At 67.3% G+C, this 19671-nt stretch carries 15 protein-coding genes and 1 tRNA gene; 7 read left to right on the top strand and 9 right to left on the bottom strand.

Annotated elements, in window-relative coordinates; genetic code table 11:
* Positions 1-90 precede the first annotated feature (90 nt).
* The 3 genes from ACM608_RS03090 to ACM608_RS03080 all read right to left on the bottom strand — a co-directional run bounded on the left by ACM608_RS03090 (position 91) and on the right by ACM608_RS03080 (position 3569).
* Positions 91-1416 (bottom strand): ATP-binding protein, encoded by a 1326-nt coding sequence (locus ACM608_RS03090; RefSeq protein WP_419681794.1) that lies wholly within the window; start codon positions 1414-1416, stop codon positions 91-93.
* A complete protein-coding gene (locus ACM608_RS03085; RefSeq protein WP_419681792.1) occupies positions 1413-2123 on the bottom strand; it encodes a response regulator transcription factor in 711 nt (236 codons plus the stop codon). Before ACM608_RS03085 ends, ACM608_RS03090 begins: the two co-directional genes overlap by 4 nt.
* Before the next feature lie 204 nt (positions 2124-2327).
* A complete protein-coding gene (locus tag ACM608_RS03080) occupies positions 2328-3569 on the bottom strand; it encodes a dicarboxylate/amino acid:cation symporter (RefSeq protein ID WP_419681790.1) in 1242 nt (413 codons plus the stop codon).
* A 168-nt stretch (positions 3570-3737) separates the two neighbouring features.
* Between ACM608_RS03080 and ACM608_RS03075 the strand changes: the two genes are divergently transcribed.
* Entirely contained in the window at positions 3738-5069 is a 1332-nt protein-coding gene (locus ACM608_RS03075) for a capsule biosynthesis protein (RefSeq protein ID WP_419681788.1), read from the top strand.
* 105 nt (positions 5070-5174) lie between these two features.
* Entirely contained in the window at positions 5175-9017 is a 3843-nt protein-coding gene (locus ACM608_RS03070) for a calcium-binding protein (protein ID WP_419681786.1), read from the top strand.
* 58 nt (positions 9018-9075) lie between these two features.
* On the opposite strand, the gene ACM608_RS03065 is transcribed toward ACM608_RS03070, so the two are convergent.
* Positions 9076-9150, bottom strand: a tRNA-Val gene (locus ACM608_RS03065).
* A 68-nt stretch (positions 9151-9218) separates the two neighbouring features.
* On the bottom strand, positions 9219-9602 hold the full coding sequence (cpdR, locus tag ACM608_RS03060; RefSeq protein WP_419681785.1) for a cell cycle two-component system response regulator CpdR: 384 nt from the start codon (positions 9600-9602) through the stop codon (positions 9219-9221).
* A 120-nt stretch (positions 9603-9722) separates the two neighbouring features.
* Here cpdR and ACM608_RS03055 point away from each other — a divergent pair, with 120 nt between their 5' ends.
* The gene (locus ACM608_RS03055) at positions 9723-10589 is read left to right on the top strand and encodes an N-formylglutamate amidohydrolase (protein WP_419681783.1); all 867 of its coding nucleotides are present in this window, start codon (positions 9723-9725) and stop codon (positions 10587-10589) included.
* Between the two features lie 319 nt (positions 10590-10908).
* On the opposite strand, the gene ACM608_RS03050 is transcribed toward ACM608_RS03055, so the two are convergent.
* Positions 10909-11682 (bottom strand): SapC family protein, encoded by a 774-nt coding sequence (locus ACM608_RS03050; protein ID WP_419681781.1) that lies wholly within the window; start codon positions 11680-11682, stop codon positions 10909-10911.
* Between the two features lie 223 nt (positions 11683-11905).
* A complete protein-coding gene (locus ACM608_RS03045; protein WP_419681779.1) occupies positions 11906-13324 on the bottom strand; it encodes an FAD-binding oxidoreductase in 1419 nt (472 codons plus the stop codon).
* Between the two features lie 123 nt (positions 13325-13447).
* Between ACM608_RS03045 and ACM608_RS03040 the strand changes: the two genes are divergently transcribed.
* From ACM608_RS03040 to ACM608_RS03025, 4 genes are all read left to right on the top strand, one after another.
* Positions 13448-13852, top strand: coding sequence for a hypothetical protein (locus ACM608_RS03040; protein ID WP_419681777.1), 405 nt, complete (start codon positions 13448-13450; stop codon positions 13850-13852).
* A 174-nt stretch (positions 13853-14026) separates the two neighbouring features.
* A complete protein-coding gene (locus ACM608_RS03035) occupies positions 14027-15379 on the top strand; it encodes a DEAD/DEAH box helicase (RefSeq protein WP_419681775.1) in 1353 nt (450 codons plus the stop codon).
* Between the two features lie 207 nt (positions 15380-15586).
* A complete protein-coding gene (locus tag ACM608_RS03030) occupies positions 15587-16615 on the top strand; it encodes a GGDEF domain-containing protein (RefSeq protein ID WP_419681773.1) in 1029 nt (342 codons plus the stop codon).
* Positions 16616-16758: 143 nt separating this feature from the next.
* On the top strand, positions 16759-17118 hold the full coding sequence (locus ACM608_RS03025) for a hypothetical protein (RefSeq protein ID WP_419681772.1): 360 nt from the start codon (positions 16759-16761) through the stop codon (positions 17116-17118).
* A gap of 54 nt (positions 17119-17172) precedes the next feature.
* Here the strand turns inward: ACM608_RS03025 and queG are convergent, their stop codons facing one another.
* Positions 17173-18303, bottom strand: a complete 1131-nt coding sequence (gene queG / locus ACM608_RS03020) for a tRNA epoxyqueuosine(34) reductase QueG (RefSeq protein WP_419681770.1) — start codon at positions 18301-18303, stop codon at positions 17173-17175.
* Positions 18300-19667, bottom strand: a complete 1368-nt coding sequence (locus ACM608_RS03015) for an ATP-binding protein (protein ID WP_419681768.1) — start codon at positions 19665-19667, stop codon at positions 18300-18302. The genes queG and ACM608_RS03015 overlap by 4 nt, the downstream gene beginning before the upstream one ends.
* Positions 19668-19671 lie beyond the last annotated feature (4 nt).

Raw genomic sequence — 19671 nt, 5'->3', positions numbered from 1 at the left:
CCATCCTCTTGAAATTGAGTGTCCCGCCGCAGCGGGAGTTCGCTCAAGAATGGCGGAACGGCTTTGCTGCGGCGCAGCGGTTTCATGACGTTATGTTGCCGTGGCAGTTTTCGGCAGGCGGATGGTAGCGCGCAGCCCGCCTCCGGCGCGGTTTTCCAGGGTAAACTCCCCGCCCATCTTGCGAGCCGCGCTGTCCACGATCGACAGGCCCAGCCCAAGGCCGGCAGTGTTGCGCGATCGCGCCTCGTCCAGCCGAACGAACGGCTCGAGGACCGTCTTGAGCTGGGCTTCGGGAATGCCGGGACCGTCGTCTTCAACGGCGATCACGACCTCCTCCGGCCTATCCCCCAGCGAGACGGCGACGCGCTCGCCATAGTGACAGGCGTTATTGATGAGGTTGGTGACCGCGCGACGAAGGTCGGTGCGATAGACCATCAGCTCGCAGTGGTCGGGACCGTGATAGGTAACGTCGTCGCCATGATCGGCGAACTCATCCACGAGCGAGGCGACCATCACCGCCACGTCCAGCCGTATCTGGCGCTCGGTCTCCGTTTCCCGGCCGTAGAAGGCGAAAAGCGAGGCGAGCATCTGCTCGATCTCCGCCAGGTCGGCGTCGAAGGTCTCGCGCAATTGCCGGTTGTCGATGGACTCCGTGCGCAGGCGCAGCCGGGAGATCGGTGTCCGCAGGTCATGGCCCACCGCCGCCAGGGCGCGCGTCCGTCCCTCGATCAGCCCGGCAATGCGATGCTGCATGCCGTTGAACGCGCGGATGAGACGGCGGATTTCGGTCGGGCCGCTTTCCGCGAGTTCGATCACCTGCCCTTCGCCGACCAGATCGGCGGCGCGGGCGAGTTGCCGCACCGGCTGCACCATGACCCGCAGCAGCAATCCGCCGATCACCACCAGCGCGAGCGCGGGTGCGAGCGCCAGCGCGATCCGGTTGGAGGCAAGGGTGGATTCCTGGACGAGCCCCGGAGCCAGCACCTCCAGCGCGCTGCCATCCGCCAGCAGGAGGTCGCCGACCACGACATTGCCGCGCCCCGGCGACCGCAGGTACAGGCGCAGGCCGGTATTGGCGAGCATCGGCTCCCACGCTGTCACCTGCAGGCGCATCGCCGGCAGCGCCGGAGCGGTGAGCGGCGGCTTGGCCGTCACCGGCCGCCAGGTGAAGATATAGCGTTCGGTCGAAAGATGGTCTGCGACCGTGGGCCTCTGCGCCTGCGGCGTGGCGTTGAGCAGGCGGACGGCAGGCGCGATCGCCTCCGCCAGACGCGCCGCCTCATCCTCATGCACCGAAAGGCGGCTGGCCCGCTCGTAGAGGAGCGTACTGACACCGAATTCGACGACGACGGTCAGCAGCAGGACGGCGAGGACGCGGCCGAGCAGGCCGACCGACCAGCGCCGCGCTTCGTTCAAAAGCGCTGCACCGCCGTGTTGAACATGTACCCGGCCCCGCGCACCGTGACGATCGGCGCCTGCTCCCCGTCGGTGGAGAGCTTGCGGCGCAGGCGGCTGACCAGCACGTCGACGCTGCGGTCGGAGCTGTCACCGAGGCGGGTACGCGCCAGCTCCATCAGCCGGTCGCGGCTGATCACGCGCTGCGGGTGGTGCAGGAAGCTCGACAGCAGGTCGAACTCCGCCCCGGTCAGGTCGACGACCGCGCCGGTGGGAGAGCGGACCTCGCGCCGGGGGAAATCGGCGGTCCAGTCGTTGAACCTGGCCTTGCCCTCGCCCGACGCGCCGTGGCGCCGTTCCATACCGCCACGGCGAAGCACGGCGCGGACACGGGCGACCAGCTCACGCGCACCGAAGGGCTTGGGCAGGTAATCGTCGGCCCCGAGTTCCAGTCCGACGACACGATCGGTCTCGCTGTTTCGCGCACTGACGAAGATGATCGGCACGTCGCTACGCTGCCGGATTTGGCGGCACAGGTCTATGCCGCTGGTGCCGGGCAGCATCACGTCCAGGACGACGAGGTCGACCGCCGTACTCTCGAACACGCGCCACATCTCCGGCGCGGAGCCGGCCGGATGCACGTCGAAGCCATCGGCCTGCAAGGCGCGGGAGGTCAGCGTGCGGAGGCCGGGATCATCCTCGACCAGAACGATAACGGGGGCAGACATCGAAACCTGGCCAACGCCTTTCCGGACTGTTGCGCGTCCATGGCCAGCTAGGAAGCGCCATGCCGGTGGTCAACCAAGCGGCGGTGGGCAGATGGCGTGGCAACAGTTTGTCACGTGGTTGCGGCGGGACAGAAAGGAAGCTGTATGGCCTTCGCCATTTACATTGCCCCCACAAGCCCCTGAGTACCGGACGCTATCCGGCCATCACGCCCCTGTCGAGGCGTCCAGCGCCCCCTCGTGCCGGGCGAGCGCGGTGGTCGCCGCGACATCCATCGTCACGTTGCCGACGGTACGAACCAGGTCGGGGATCATCTCGACGGCGAGGAGGAGGCCGAGGGGGGCGAGCGGTACGCCCATGGCCAGCGCGATCGGGGTGGTGGAGGTGAGGAAGCTGACCTGGCCGGGCAGGCTGATCGTGCCGAGCGTAGTCGTGCCCGCGACCACCGCCCCCGCCGCGATCGTGGCGGCGGAGAGCGGCGTGCCGGTGAGGTGGGCGACGTAAATCGCGACCGCAAGGTTCATCGCGGGGCTGGTCACGCGGAAGATGGCGACCGCGATCGGCAGCGGCACGCCGGCGACGGCGACCGGCACGCCCAGCCGCTCGCAACATTTCAGCATCGTCGGCAGGGTGGCGAGCGAGCTCTGCGTGCTGAGCGCGACGATCTGCGCTGGGGCGACCGCGCGGATGAAGGCGCCGAGACGCACGCGCGCGCCCAACAGCGCGACCGGATAGGCAAGAGCCCAGGCGGCAAGCCCGGCGGCGGAGACGATCGCAATGTAGTGGGCCAGGGCGCCGATCGCCGCCGTCCCCGCCCGTGCGCCCAGCACGAAGGCAAGGGCGAAGACGCCGAGCGGTGCGATCCACAGCACCCAGCCGACGATGGTCAGCATCGCCTGCTCGATTGCGGAGAACAGGTTTTCCAGCGTGGCGCGGGCCCCCTCCTCCAGGCGCACGGCGGCGAGCGCGAAGAGCGTGGTGAACACGATCAGCGGCAGCATCGCGTCGTTGACTGCCGCCGACAGCGGGTTGGTCGGCACGATCGAGCGGATGAAATCACCGAGCGGAGGGGCGGACGTGGTCACGGCGGGCGCCTGTCCCATCGCACTGTCCAATGCGGCGCGAGATGCGGTGCCAAGCGGCCAGGCGGCGAGGAGCGCGGGCGTCAGGAAGGCCGAGATCAGCGTCGACAGCCAGAGAAGCGCGACGAAGAACAGCACGGCCTTCAATGCAAGGCCACCGCCCCGCGATTGCCCGGCGGTGCGCAGGATGCCGGTCACCAGCAGCGCGACGACCAACGGCACCACCGTCATCCGCAAGGCGTCGATCCAGATGGATCCGATCGGATCGGCGACATTGACGGCAAGGGCCCAGCCGAACCGTCCTCCCGCAATGCCGAGCGCCAATCCGATCAGCAATGCGGCGAGGATGCGGGCGGGCTGGTTCATGCCGCGATGCTAACGCGGCATCGCCGGATTGAAAGCCACCGCTGTTCAGCCCGCCAGCCGTGCGTTCCGTGCAACAGGTGCCACGTTCCGCTTCGCGATCGGTCGTAAACCGTTGCAGCGCGGCGATACTCGCGTCTATCAGGTGCCGCGAGATAACCGGGGTTGTGGATGAGCTTCGATAGCACCGGGCCCAGATTGATCTCCTCCAAAACCGGAACGTCGGCACCGATCCGCAGCGGCCGTTCGCTGCCCGCGATCGCCGCCGATGGGCCCTATGCGTTTCGCAATCGCAACATTCTGATGCTGCAGGGCCCGGTTGGGCCGTTTTTCGTTCGTCTCGCGCAGGATCTGCGCTGGGCCGGCGCCAACGTCCACAAGATCAACTTCAACGGCGGGGACTGGCTGTTCTACCCGCGCGGCGCCACGAATTACCGCGGCAAGCCCGAGGACTTCCCGGTTTTCCTGCAGCGGATCTGCCGCGCACGGCGCATCGACGTGATCATGCTGTTCGGCGATTGCCGCCCGATCCACAGCTCGGTCCGCCAAGTGGCGGAGATGCTCGACATCCGTGTCGAGGTGTTCGAGGAGGGCTATGTCCGGCCCGACTACGTGACCATGGAAACGCATGGGGTGAACGGCCACAGCGCCCTGCCCCGCTCGCCCATATTCTTCCTGAACACCCCGGCGCCCCCGCCCGCTAAGGCGCTCTCCGTCGGGCAGACGATCTGGCACACGGGGCTCTGGGCATTCATCTACTATTTCGCGGCGGTGCTGCTCTGGGGGTTGTACCCCTTCTACCGCCATCACCGCCCGCTCAGCTGGTTCGAAGGTCTGCGCTGGGTGCGCGGATGGTATCGCAAGCAATGGTACGCCTGGCGCAACCGCCCGCAGTTCGAGCGGCTGATGGCGGATGACGCGGCCCCCTTCTTCCTAGTGCCGCTGCAGGTCCACAACGACGCGCAGATCCGCGTCCATTCGGACTTCCCGGGTGTGAAGCCGTTCATCGAGCAGGTCGTGAAATCCTTCGCTGCCCATGCCCCGCCGGACACGCTGCTCGTCTTCAAGCATCACCCGATGGACCGCGCCTATTGCAACTACGCGCAGTTCCTGTCCGGCCTCGCCCGCGATCACGGGCTGCGCGGGCGGATCGTCTACCTGCACGACGAACACCTGCCCTCGTTGCTCAACAAGGCGAAGGGTGTGATCACGATCAACAGCACGGCGGGCCTGTCCGCGATCCACCACGGCTGCCCGACCCTGGCGCTGGGCGACGCGATCTACCGCATCGACGGGCTCACCGCATCGACAACGCTGGACCAGTTCTGGACCAGCGCCGATCAGCACCAGATCCACCGCGACCTGTACCGCCGCTTCCGCGACCACCTGATCAACCGCACGCAGATCAACGGCAACTTCTACCGCCGCCTGCACCTGCCGGGGACTTTGTCGGGCCTCAATTGGTCGCGCGGCATGGATGGCGGGGATGAACCGCATTGCTAGGGTTCGGAGTTTCTGTGGACGCGCGTCTGTTTTCGGCCTTGAATAAGGGGTAAAGGCCTGCCGCCGCAGGGGAAGTCGTAACGACGCGCGGCGACAGGGGGCGGCGTGGCGAAGCTTATCGGAAACGGCAAGAACAATTCCATCAAGGCCACGAAGAACGCGGACACGCTGGATGGCCGGGCCGGCGCGGACACCCTGACCGGGGGCCTCGGCAACGACATCTACTATGTCGACGCCCGTGCCGACGTGGTGAAGGAGCTGGCTAAGCAGGGCACGGATACGATCCGCAGCAGCGTCGATTACGACCTTCCGTCGAACGTCGAATACCTCGTCCTCACCGGCACCGCGATCACCGGTCGGGGGAACGGCGGCGACAACCGCGTGACCGGCAATGCTCCGGCCAATGTGCTGATCGGCGGCGCGGGCGCGGATCTTCTCGACGGCGGCGCGGGGAATGACGAACTGGATGGCGGCATCGGCAAAGACACGCTGACCGGCGGGTCTGGACGCGACGCCTTCGTGTTCGCCAGCGCGCCCGGCGCCTCGAACATCGATCGGATCACCGACTTCCGGACAGGCACCGACACGATCCTCCTCAGCCGGCCGGCGTTCTCCAAGCTGGGTCTCGGCACGCTCGACGACGCGGCCTTCCGGCTCGGCAGCGCCGCGAAGGACGGTTCGGACCGGATCATCTACGACAAGGCGCGGGGCACGCTCTGGTACGACGCGGACGGGAACGGCAAGGGCAAGGCGGTCGCCATCGCCACTCTCGGGAAGGGCACGGCCCTCGCCGCCACTGATCTCCACGTCTACGACGCGAAGGCGGACTTCACCTTCGACCTTGCGGGCAAGACCTATGGCAAGGACGCCTTCGGCTTCGTCTTCGACGACTTCTACTACAGCGTGGACGCGAGCTTCGATGAGGGCGGCAGCGTCGGCCCGTTCGAAGGGGGCGTTCGCGGCAGCGTCAAGGCCGAGGCAGGACTGCGCGCCGAAATGCGGTTCACCTCCAGCACCTACGACGCCGTCGGCGGCCTCGACGTGACGGAGACCACGTCAAAACTCGCCGGCGTCATCGACAAGAAGCCTTACGTCCTGGTCGGCAGCACCCTCCACGGCGCCGCCGACGCATCGATCACCGGCGGCGCGGGCAAGGACAACTTCATCGACATCTTCGTCGGCGCCAAGGTAGCGGCGTCTGCGGGCGCCTATGCAGAGGTCGATCTCGGCGCGCTCGGCTCGCCCGGCGTCGACTTCGACTTCTCGGTGTCCGCAACCGCCGGCATCGACGAGCACATCACCGCCGATGACGCCTTCGTGAAGGACGGCGACTACGGCAGCTTCTCGGTCAGCCTGCCGAAGCCGGTGAACGACAGCGACGGCTATGACACGCAGGCCGGCGCCTATGGCGGCACGGCGATCGTCGTGACCGCGACCAGCGATTCCTTCATCAGCGTCAACGCCGATCTGAGCGCCATGATCGCGAAGGTGCTGGACGGCATCCCGGGCGTCGGCACGCTGTTCAAGGAACACAAGGAGGAAGCGGACCTCGGCATCGCCAGTTTCGGTGTCAGCTTCCAGGCGATCGATCTCGACATGCACGGCGACGTGTCGATGAAGGAAAAGGTCGTCTTCGATCCCCGCATCCTCGTCACCGCGCGGAGCAGTTTCGGCGAGACGGTGAAGGGCACTTCCACGGACAAGCTGGCGTTCGCCACGCCCGAGGGCGAAGGCAAGATCGTCATCGACCTCAGCTACCAGGCCGAAGCGGTGGTCACCTCCACCGTCTACGCCCATGTCGGCGCGACCTTCGCAGCGAAGTTCCTCCACGCCCGGCTGTGGGAGGAGAACGACGTTCCGGGCATCCCGAACGCGGATTTCGGCGTCTCCGCCTATGACTTTGAGGACAAGTTCGCCGGCACGGACATCGAACTGGCCAAGGCGACCAGGACGATTGCCATTCCCGGCGTCTCGACCGGCCAGGTCACCACGCAGTACGAGAAGTTCCGCACCACCAAAGGTTCGGGGGACAGCTGGTCCCTGACCACGCACCAGATCATCGCCGCGGGGAACGCCGCCGCGAACAAGTTCGTCGGCAACGATTACGGCAACCGGATCACCGGCGCGGCCGGCGCCGATACGCTCAGCGGCAAGGACGGCGACGACACTCTGGACGGCGGCGCGGGCAAGGACGTGCTCTACGGCAATGCAGGCAAAGACACGGTTCTGGCCGGTGCCGACAACGACGTGGTCTTCGGCGCGTCGGGCAACGACAATATCGATGGCGGCGACGCCAATGACGCGCTCTATGGGGACGAGGGCAACGATTCCCTGACCGGCGGGAAGGGTGACGACACGCTCTATGGCGGCGCCGGCGACGACACCCTGGACGGCGGCGATGGCAGGAATGTCTACTATGGCGGCGCGGGCAAGGACCGCATGGCCGGCACCGGACGCAACGACACCTTCTATATCGACGACATCGGCGACGAGGCTTTGGACGGGACGGTCGGCGATCACGACACCGTTTACACGTCCGTCAACTACGAAACGGGCTGGTACCGCATCGAGAAGGTGGTGCTGACCGGCAAGCGCAACATCACCGCCAGAGGGAATAAGGACGACGCCACCTGGCTGATCGGCAATAGCGGCAACAATGTCCTTTGGGGCGGCGCGGGCGACGACACGCTGGACGGCGGCGCCGGTGCCGACACCTTATACGGCGGCCCTGGGGATGACACCTTCGTGATCGACTCGACCAAGGACGAGCTTCGTCTGGACGCCGGCCCGGAAGCCGAAAGGGACTCGATCATAAGCTCGGTCAGCTTCACGCTGCGCGCGCGGGTGGACGCCTTCATGTCCGACGCCCGGCTGTTCAATCTGACGCTGACCGGCACCAAGGCGATCAACGGCACCGGCAACGGCCACGCCAATCTCATCATCGGCAACGACGCCGCCAACGTGCTCGACGGCCGCGGCGCCGGGGGCCCGGACAGCTACTTCGGGAGCAATCACGACACGCTGAAGGGCGGCCGCGGTGGCGACACCTACATCGTCGGCGAGCACGACACCGTCGTCGAAGCGGCCAATCACGGCATCGATACCGTCAAGGTCTACCTGCCGGGCTGGCTTCCCCAGGATCGTCCGGCCTACACGCTCTCCGCCAATGTCGAGAACCTCGTCATCATCGACTACGACATGACGACCTTGATGAGGAACAATCAGGCGAGCGGCGGCATCGGCAACAGCCTTGCCAACAAGATCACCGGAAACCGCTACGACAATCTCCTCGACGGCAAGGGCGGCGCGGACACGCTGACCGGAGGCGCCGGCAACGACACCTATGTCTTCGACAACAAGGGCGACAGGGCGATCGAAAAGGCGAACGGCGGCATCGACTGGGTGAAAAGCTCGGTCTCGGCCACGCTCGCGCAGAATGTCGAACACTTGGCCCTGACCGGCGGCGGCAAGGTGAACGGCACCGGCAACGGCCTTGCCAACATCATCCAGGGCAACAAGGCCGCGAACAGCCTGTCCGGCATGTCCGGCAACGACACGCTGGACGGCGGCGCGGGCGCCGACACGCTGAAGGGCGGCAGCGGCAGGGATGCCTTCGCGTTCTCCACCGCGCCGAAGTCCAAGGACGCCGACCGGATCACCGACTTCTCGTCGAAGGACGACCAATTCCTCCTGAACATCGGCGCCTTCTTCGGCGACAATGGATGGTCGGGCCGTCCCTATGACGGCAACGGCGTGTTGTATTCGGGAAGCTTCGTGGAGGGAAAGGCGGCGACCGCGTTCAACGCCTGCATCATCTACGACAACACCACCGGCCGCATCCTGTGGGATAGCGACGGCGCCGCATTCACCGCCGCGGTCCTCCTCGCGACCGTCAACAAGGGCACCGAGATCAACTACGCCGATTTCCAGTTCTATCAGAACGGCTGAGGCGCAACGCCGCGCCCACGAAAAAACCCCGCCGTCCAAAGAACGGCGGGGTTTTTAATGGTGGGCGTGGCAAGGATTGAACTTGCGACCCCTGCGATGTCAACACAGTGCTCTACCACTGAGCTACACGCCCACGGGAAGCGAGCCTCTAGCGGCGGCCACGCGCGGATGCAACCGCGTTTCGCGCCCGATCCGGCCTGCCTAGATTTCGGTCAGCCCCGTCGCGGTGCCGACCTCGAACATGCGGTCGACCTCCAGCACCAGGTCGCGCAGGTGGAACGGCTTCGACAGCACCCGCGCGTCCGGTGGGGTCCGGTTGCCCTTCAGCGTCACCGCCGCGAAGCCCGTGATGAACATTACCCGCATGGCGGGCGCGATCGTCGCCGCGCGCTGCGCCAGTTCGATCCCGTCCATCTCCGGCATGACGATGTCGGTCAGCAGCAGGTCGAAGGTGTCCTTCTCGATCAGTGCCAGCGCCGCCGTGCCGCGATCGACCGCGGTCACCGCATAACCCGTCCGCTCGAGCGCGCGGGCGAGATACTCGCGCATGGAGTCGTCATCCTCGGCAAGCAGAATACGGATCATGGTCCAGCGGCTCCGGCAGCAAACGCGTCATCGTGGGGCTGCACCATCGTAACCCGCAGCCCTTAATTTTCCTTGAGCCGCCCGATTGCCACGGCCGGTGGGCCCACTTAGGCTTATGACATGCCCGACAACGCTTCGGAACAGCCTTCGTTCTACCGGCGTGATCCGCAGGGCCCCTCCCTCCCGGTCCTGATCACGGTGCCCCATGCCGGGCGGGACTATCCCGACAGCCTCATCGCCGATGCGCGGATCGACCGGGCCGGACTGGAGATGCTGGAGGACCGCCATGCCGACGCGCTGATCGACGACGCCCTGCAGCTTGGCGCGACGGCGATCGTCGTCACCCGCGCGCGCGCCTGGATCGACCTCAACCGCGACGAGCGGGAGGTGGACTCCGGCATGCTCTCCGGCCCCTTCCCGCGCGACCGGCTGCTGTCGACGCCCAAGCTGCGCGGCGGCCTTGGCCTCATCCCGCGCCGCCTGCCCGCCAGTGGCGACATCCTGAAGGGGGCGATAGCCTATGCGGCCGTCGCCGAGCGGATCGACCGGGATCACCGCCCCTATCACACCTTGGTCGCGACGATCCTTGCGGAGATGCGGCGGAGATACGGGGCCGCGATCCTGATCGACTGCCACTCCATGCCGCCGCTTCGCCGCGTCACCGATCCGCCGCAGGTAGTGATCGGCGACCGCTTCGGGCGGAGCGCGTCCGGCCGCTTCACCGAGCGTGCCGTGGCCGAAGCGCAGGCGCAGGGTCTGCGCACGACCCGCAACGATCCCTATTCGGGCGGCTTCACCCTCGACCGGCATGGCGCGCCGCGCCGGGGCGTGCAGGCGATCCAGGTGGAGGTAGACCGCGAACTCTACCTCACCCCCGACGGCCGCCATCCCGGCGGCGGCATCGCGCGGATCCGCCGCCTGATCGCGGCCATAGCAAGCGGCCTGGCGGACGAGTTGTCCGTCGGCTGGCCCCTCGCCGCCGAGTAGCCCCCATAAAAAACCACCCCGCGCTAAAAGCGCAGGGTGGCCAAGGTTCAGGGAGGAGACGCACCGAAGTGCGTCAGCGCGGCTACGAAAGGGGGGGACGTAACCAGCGCCAGTCCCGAAATAGGAAAGCCGATCTGTGTCTGCAAGAGCACACGCAAAAAAATAATCGGGCGGCTGAAAAATCCTCCCTGCGCGAAGCGTGGGGAGGGGGACCATGCGCAGCATGGTGGAGGGGCGGTGCGCCAGCGCCGTCTTCGCGGCGTCCCCTCCACCAGCTTCGCTGGTCCCCCTCCCCAAGCAAGCTTGGGGAGGATGAAGATCAGGCCTTCGCAGGCGCCGCGATCGGCCCCTTGCCCTGGCGCACCTGGCGGTCGAACACCTCGCGCGTCAGGCGCAGCGAGAAGGTCTGCGCATAGATCAGCCCGATCGCGCCCGCGCGCATCAGCTTGCGGAGCTGGTCGCCGCGCATCTCGATCAGCGCTTCCTCGTTGATGATCTGGAAGCCGCGATAGACGATCGGATCGGAAACACCCTCGGCGTTGATGGTCAGCTCGCCTTCCATGAGCAGCTTCGCCTCGACGATGTCGTTCATGAAGGATGCGGTGCGCTGCATCGCCATCTCGTACTGCTCGGCGAATTCCAGGATTGCGCGGGTCGCGGCGCTGGGATTGCCGTCCTCGAACAAGGCCTCGCCCTCGTCGAACGCGCCGATCAGCTCGCAGCTGGGATCGAAGCAGAGCGACATCTCGTCATTCCCCTCGCGCAGGCGCGCCAGCATGAAGGGATAGCGGCGGGCATAGGCCGGGATGTAGACCGACTCGTCCAGCACCTTGCCGTCCTGGCCGACGAAGGTGTTCACGCCCTCGTTCAGGCCGAGCAGCGCGAGCGGCACCGGCGACGGCCCCACCGAGAACACGATCGGATAGTGCCGTTGGCCCAGCGTGAACTCATCCACCGTGATCGGCACGGCATGGGTGTTCGCGAGATGACCGATGGTGTCGGTGCGGCGGACCTTGAAGTCGGCATGGCGCTGCGTCGAGAGCGGCTCAAGCTGCTGGTAGAAGAGCGGCAGGTTCTGCGGCGCGCTCGCCATCGGTATTCTCCCTTGGTCTCGAATTTCGTCGGCTGGATTTGAGAGCTGCGGCTCTATTGCCCCACTGCCCCGCACGCAAGCCGAAGCCCTATCCTCCCCCGCCAGGGGGAGGTGGCGCCGCAGGCGACGGAGGGGGAGGATAGGAAGGCCTGGGGGAAGCCGTCGTCCTCCCCCTCCGTCAGGCTTCGCCTGCCACCTCCCCCTTGCGGGGAAGGATGATCCTTCACGGGATCAGCTTACCCGGATTCATCAGGCCCTGCGGGTCGAGCGCCGCCTTCACCGCACGCATCGCGGCGAGCTGGACGGGATTGCCGAGCCGGGCGAGTTCGACACGTTTCATCTGGCCGATGCCATGTTCGGCGGACAGCGAACCGCCTTCCGCCGCAACAAGATCGTGAACGAAGGCGGAAACCTCCGCCCCCGTCTCCGCCAGCCACGCCTTGCTGTCGGCACCCGCCGGCGCGCGCACGTTGAAGTGGATATTGCCGTCGCCGAGATGCCCGAAGGCGAGCACGCGCGCGCCGGCAAACCGATCCTCCACCTTCGGCGTCGCCTCGGTGATGAAGCGCGCCATGCGGGCGACCGGCACGGCGATGTCGTGCTTGGCGGCCATGCCGTCGATCCGCTCGGCCTCGGATACGGACTCGCGCAGGTGCCAGAACGCCTCCGCCTGCGCATCATTGGCGGCGATCGCGGCATCCTCGACCAGTCCCGCTTCGATCGCCTCGCCCAACGCCGCCTCGACCTGCTCGACGACCGGCGCGCCCTTCGGCCCGGTCACCTCCACCAGCACATGCCAGCCATGCGCGCCGGCCAAAGGCGCACGGGTGCCGGGCAGGTGCTGAAGGACCAGCTGCAACCCGACATCGGGCACTAGCTCGAAGCTCTCGACCGCCTCGCCCGTTGCCGCCTCCAGCCCGCGCAGCACCGTCAGCGCCGCCTCTGCCGAGGGCAGTCCCAGCCACGCCACCATCCGCTCGCCGGCAGCCGGCACGATGCGCAGGCTCGCCGCCGTGACGATGCCCAGCGTGCCTTCGGTGCCGATCAGAAGATGCTTGAGGTCCAGCCCGCGATTGTCCTTCCGCAGCGCGCTCAGCCCCTCATAGACCGATCCGTCCGGCATCACCGCCTCGACGCCCAGCACCAGCGACCGCATCGTGCCGAAGCGAAGCACCTGCGTCCCCCCGGCATTGGTGGAGACCAGCCCGCCGATCGTCGCCGACCCCTTGGCGGCCAGCGAAAGCGGGAAGCGCCACCCGACTGCCGCCGCAGCATCGTGCAGGTTCGACAGGATCACCCCCGCCTCCACCACCGCGCTGGCATCCTCGAGCGAGAGCGCGCGGATCGCATTCATCCGGCGCAGCGACAGGATGATGGCGGAGCCCGAGGCATCCGGCGTCGCGCCCCCGACCATCGAGGTATTGCCGCCCTGCGGCACGATCGGCACGCCGGCCTCTCCCGCGATCTTCACCACCGCCGACACCTCGGCCGTGTCCGCCGGCGAGACGAGCGCCAGCGCGCGCCCCGAATAGCGCCCACGCCAGTCGGTCAGCCACGGCTCCATGTCCTGCGGATCGGTGGTGATCCCGCGCGGACCCAGGAGGGCGGTCAAGCGTTCGACGATGTCGATGTGGGAGGCCATGCCGTCATCTAACCGCTCGCGACGCCTGGCGAAAGCCGAGCGGGTTCATCGGACATTCAACGGATTTGGGAGACATCGGCGCCGGATGATGGGGCAGGCGTGATACTGGCGAGCCTTCTGGCGATGGCGTCCGCCGCCGATGCAGGCGCGGCCGAAGACGGCAACCTGCGCCTGGCGCAGGTGATCGTGCGGGAGAGCATCGTCGTCCGCCTCCGCCGCCAGCCGGGCGTCCCCGGCTCCTCCACCAAGTGGAAGGAGAAGCACGCCCCCAAGTGCCTCGACCTGGCGGATGTGGCGGGTGCTGCCGTGGCGGAGCCGAGCAGCGTCGACTTCATCCTGCGGGGCGGCAAAAGGCTCCGCGCCAAGCTCGAAAAGCAGTGCCCCGCGCTCGACTACTATTCCGGCTTCTACATGCGGCCGAGCGAGGACGGGCAGATCTGCGCCGACCGCGACCTCGTCCGCACCCGCTCCGGCGGCTCCTGCATGATCGAGCGCTTCCGCAAGCTGGTGCCGGATACGGGCAAATAGGCTCACGCGGAGACGCAGAGAATGGGAAAGGCGCCCAAGGCGCAATCACTTGCCTTTACTTCTCCGCGCCGCCGCGCCTCCGCGTGAACCACCTCTCCCTTGACTTGAGCGCCCCCTTCCCCCAAGCGCCTGCCCTGACGCGTGTCCGTTGACCGCGACAGTTCCGGAACCTGCATGACCTTCGCCGATCTCGGCCTCTCCGACGAACTTCTCCGCGCGCTGGACGATTCCGGCTACAAGGAGCCGACGCCGATCCAGGCGGCCGCGATCCCGCCCGTGCTGATGAACCGCGACCTCGTCGGTATCGCGCAGACCGGCACCGGCAAGACCGCATCCTTCGTCCTGCCGATGATCGACATCCTGGCGCATGGCCGCGCCCGCGCGATGATGCCGCGCAGCCTGATCCTGGAGCCGACGCGTGAGCTGGCGGCGCAGGTCGCCGAGAACTTCGAGAAGTACGGCAAGTACCACAAGCTCAGCATGGTCCTGCTGATTGGCGGCGTGCAGATGGGCGACCAGATCAAGGCGCTGGAAAAGGGCGTCGACGTGCTGATCGCCACGCCCGGCCGCCTGATGGACCTGTTCCAGCGCGGCAAGATCCTCCTTTCCGGCTGCTCGACGCTCGTCATCGACGAGGCGGACCGGATGCTCGACATGGGCTTCATCCCGGACATCGAGGAGATCTGCACCAAGCTGCCGCCCAACCGGCAGACTTTGCTGTTCTCCGCGACGATGCCGCCGCCGATCAAGAAGCTGGCGGACAAGTTCCTGTCAAACCCGAAGACCGTCGAGGTCGCGCGGCCGGCCGAGACCAACAACCTCATCACCCAGCGCCTCGTTCCCGTCACCCCCCGCGCCAAGCGCGAGCGGCTGCGCGAACTGCTCAAGGCCGAGGACGTCAGCACCGGGATCATCTTCGCCAACCGCAAGACGACGGTGCGCGAGCTGACCGACAGCCTTAACCGCCACGGCTTTCGCGCCGGGCAGATCCACGGCGACATGGATCAGGGCGCGCGCCTGAAGGAACTCGACCGGTTCAAGGCGGGCGACATCAACCTGCTCGTCGCCTCCGACGTCGCGGCGCGCGGCCTCGACATCAAGGGGGTGAGCCACGTCTTCAACTTCGACGTGCCGTGGCAGCCGGACGACTATGTCCACCGTATCGGCCGCACCGGCCGCGCGGGGGCGAGCGGCAAGGCCTTCACCCTTGCCACCAGCGAGGATGCGGACGCCGTCGCCGCGATCGAGAAGCTGACCTCCACCAAGATCGAGCGCGTCGAAGGCCCCGCCCCCGCTCCGGCCCCCGCCGAAGAGGCACGCGAGGAGCCGAAGAAGGCCGAGCGCCGCGAGCGTCGCCCCCGTCGCGAAGAGCGCCCACGGGAAGAGCGCCGCGAGCGCGCACCCGAGTCGCGTGCCGAACGAACGCCGGAAGCGGTTCCGCCCGAACCTGTCGCCGCCGATGCGGACGCACACTGGAACGGCCCGATCCCGAGCTTCCTCAGCTTCGGCTTCGGAACCACGGACTAGTCCCCGGTTTTCGTCATGCTGAACGTGATTCAGCATCAATTCGCGCTCTCTCGTAATGGCAACGTAGCGCCGCATGGATCCTGACTTCCGTCGGGATGACGGGGTGAGACAAATCTTCCCATCAACGCCCGGACTTACGCCTAATTAACCTTCTCCGGCTTACATGAGCGCAACCGGCGAACGGCCGGGAGAGCAAGGCAGGCGACCGTGAACCATTCGCTCGACATCCTCGATCGCGTCCGCGCCCTCATGGCCGATGGCGACATCGCGCCGTCGCCGACGAACTACGAATTCTGGTATCGCTACGTCACCGGCGCCGATCCCGAGCTGGTGGAGGCGATCGACGCCGTGCGCCGCAGCGCCGGCAAGGTCAGCCATCAGGCGATGACGAACATCCGCCTGGAGCTGTACGGCGGCGCCGACCACGGGGGCATGGGCAAGCTCCTCGACGATACGCAGCAGCAGATCGCGCGCCTGACCGCGCATGTCGATCAATCGGGTCAGGACGCGCGCGACTATCGCGGCCGTCTCGACACCGGCAACAAGGCGCTGGCCGAGCCGAACACCGCCGAGCGCCAGCGCGCGATGCTGTCCGAGATGATCCGCGCCACGAACGCGATGATCGAGAAGACCTCGCTCCTCGAGAAGGATCTGGAGCAGTCCGGCGAGAAGATTCAGTCGCTCAAGGCCGATCTGGAGGTCGCACGCACCGAGTCGCGCACCGATCCGCTCACCGGCCTCGCCAACCGCAAGGCGGGCTCCGACTATCTCGCTGCGAACGTCACCCGCGTCCGCTCCGAAGACCGGGCGCTCAGCCTCGTCTTCATGGACATCGACTATTTCAAGCAGTTCAACGACCGCTACGGCCACCGCCTCGGTGACGAGGTGCTGCGGCTGGTCGGCAGCGCGCTGGAAAAGTTCTTCCACGGCATCGGTTTCGTCGCGCGCTGGGGCGGCGAGGAGTTCGTGGTGGTGATGCCGGGCCGCAGCCTCGCCGAGGCCGCCGCCATCGCCGATCGCTTCCGCGCTTTCGTCTCCGCCCGCAACGTCCGCTCGCGCGATCAGCAGCGCGACGTTGGCAAGATCACGCTGTCGATCGGCGTCGCGGAACTGGGCGCCGAGGAGGGCACCCTCCGCCTCATCGACCGCGCGGACCGGGCCCTCTATCGCGCCAAGTCCGAAGGCCGTAACCGCGTGGTCATCGACGAACTCGAAGTGAAGAGCGACGCGGCATAAGGAACGGTGAAGGCGAGGGGTGTTTTCGCCCACCCGTGCTCCTGCGGAAGCAGGAGCCTACGCGCACCCGTCGATAGGCTCCTGCCTGCGCAGGAGCACGGCCTGATTTGAACCTTCGCCGGACCAAGTCTACGGCGGGCCCGATGCGCACACCCGTCGCCTTCGCCCTCGCTTTGACCCTCGCTGCGTGCGACCCGACCGCGTCGCCCCCCGCCCCCGTCAGCGCCCCGCCGCCTCCCCCGCCCGGCCTCGACCGCGTCATGGGCAAGACCTTGGACCAGCTGACCGCCCTCCTCGGCAAACCCGCGCAGGACCTCCGCGAGCCCAAGGTACGGCGGTTGGTCTTCATCAGTCCCGCCTGCGTCCTCGACGCCTATCTCTACGCGAAACCCGGTCAGCCGGAGCCGGTCGTCACCTGGGTCGATGCCCGCAAGCCGAATGGCGATGATTTCGACCGCGCGTCCTGCGTCGGTGCGTTGGCTTTGCGGCCTCGCACCCCCTAAGTCATCCCAGCGAAGGCTGGGATCGCTGCGCCTGGAGAACCAACCGATGCCAGCCTACGCTGGCATGACCGCCACGGAGGGTGTGAGGAGGCGCCACTCCTCGCGCACACTCTCATCGGGATCGTCCGCGCGCACCGCTTGCTCAGCCAATGCCCGCTCCACATCCAGCCGTCCGAGCGCCCAGACCGCCGCGCCCCGCACCACCGGGTCGGCATCGTCCAGCAACCCCACGACCTGATCCACCAACCTGCGATCCCCGCTGTTCCCCGCGACGATCAGCGCGTTGCGCACCATCCGGTCCCGCCCGATCCGCTTGATCGGCGAGCCGGAGAACACCTGCCGGAACGCGGCATCATCCAGCGCCAGCAGGTCCGTCACATATGGCGCGGCAAGCTCCGCCCGCTGGGCAAACGCCCGGTTTGCGGACGCCGACGCGGCGAACTTGTTCCATGGGCAGACCGCCAGACAGTCGTCGCAGCCATAGACGCGATTGCCGATCGCCGCCCGAAACGCATGTGGGATCGGCGCGCGGCTCTCGATCGTCAGGTACGAGATGCAGCGCCGCGCATCCAACCGAAAGGGCGAAGGAAAGGCGGCCGTCGGGCACGCCGTCTGGCAGGCATCGCACGACCCGCACCGCTCCTCCCCCGCCCGATCCGGCGCAAGCTCCAGCGTGGTGTAGATCGCGCCGAGCAGCAGCCAGCTGCCGTGATCGCGGCTGACGAGGTTGGTGTGCTTGCCCTGCCAGCCGAGACCCGCCGCCTCCGCCAGCGGCTTCTCCATGACGGGCGCGGTATCCACGAAGACCTTCAGGTCGCCCCCAGCCTCCGCCACCATCCACCGGGCGAGCGCCTTCAGCGCCTTCTTCATCACATCGTGATAATCGGCCCCCTGCGCATAGCTGGCGATCCGCGCCACCCGCGGCTCCCCGGCCAGCAGCATCGGATCGGCGGGCGGCGCATAGCTCATGCCGAGCGCGATCACCGACTTCACCTCCGACCAGAGGCCCGCCGGACTGGCGCGATGCCCCTCGCGCTCCTCCATCCAGATCATCGACCCATGCGCGCCCTCGGCAAGCCAATGCCGCAGCCGCTCCGCCGTGCGGGGCGTCGCATCCGCCCGCGCGATCCCGCAGGCGACGAAGCCGAGCGCCGCCGCTTGCGTCTTGATGGCAGCCTCGATCATGCTGCCGCCGGAAGGCACAGCCGCACCAGCAGCCCGCCGAGATCCTCGCTCTCGTCCAGCGTCACGGTGCCGCCGTATATCTCCGCCACGTCGCGCACGATCGCGAGGCCGAGGCCGGTGCCGGGCTTCCCCGTGTCCAGCCGCGCACCTCGCTTGAACAGGGTGTCGCGCTGCGCCTGGGGAATGCCCGCCCCGTCATCCTCGACCAGGATGTGCACCTGGTCCTTCCTGTCCTCCGGCCGCTGCACGGTTACGAACACCCGCCCGCCGCCATATTTGGCCGCGTTCTCGATGAGGTTGCCGAGAATTTCGTCCAGATCCTGCCGCTCGATCCGCACCACCAGATCGCGCGCGCCGTCCAGATCGATGGTCGCCTCGGGATAAAGCCGCGCGACCGCCCGCTCGACGGCCTCCAGCGACGGCCAGACCTCCGCGCGGCTCTGCGCCTGCCCCCGCCGGCCAACGGCGCGGGCACGAGCCAAGTGATGGTCCACCTGCCGCCGCATCGTCGTCGCCTCGCGGATCACCGTCTTGCACAGGTCGGCGCTATTCGCCGTCGCCTCGTTCATGATGACGGTCAGCGGCGTCTTCAGCGCGTGGGCGAGATTGCCGGCATGGGTTCGCGCCTCCTCCGCCTGCCGCTCGTTATGCGCGAGGAGGTCGTTCAGCTCCTCGACCAGCGGCGAGATCTCGCGCGGCAGCTTGATGTCGACGCGACTCGCCTGGCCGGAGCGGATGTCGGCGATCGCCCGCCGCACCTTGCGGAGCGGCCAGAGCCCGAAGCTCGCCTGCAGCGCCGCCATGATGATAAGACCGAGCGCCAGGAGCGCGAAGGAACGGACCAGCGTCTTTCGAAGGGTCGCGATCTGCTCGTCGAGCACCTCACGGCTCTGCGCAACCTGGAACCGCCAGGTGATCGGCGATCCGGGGAGCACGATGTCCCGCTCCTCGATCCGCAGGGTCTCGCCCGGAAACTCCTTGCTGTCATAGATGTGGACGTCAGGATCGCGATCCGCCGGCACCCTTAGCTGCCGGTCCCACAAGGAGCGCGACCGGAACGGATCGTACCCCGCGCCGGACACCTGAAAATAGACGCCCGAGTTCGGTTCCAGGAATCGCTGGTCGGCGAGCGGCCGGTTGAAACGCACCTCTCCGTCCGGGCCGACCTCGGAAGAGGCGATCATCGCGGTCAGCACATAGTCGAGCTGCTGGTCGAAATTGCGGGTGATGGCCGATGTCAGGATGCGATCGAGGCCCAGGCCGCCGCCGGTCAGCATCAGCCCGATCCACAGCGAGGCGACGCCGATCATGCGCCGGGTCAGCGATCCGCTTACCCGGCGTGGTCTTCTCGCATCGGCGCTCATGATG

The organism is Sphingomonas sp. ID0503 (assembly GCF_048565625.1).
GTDB lineage: Bacteria > Pseudomonadota > Alphaproteobacteria > Sphingomonadales > Sphingomonadaceae > JBLZUR01.
This window is presented reverse-complemented; position numbering and strand designations above follow the sequence as displayed.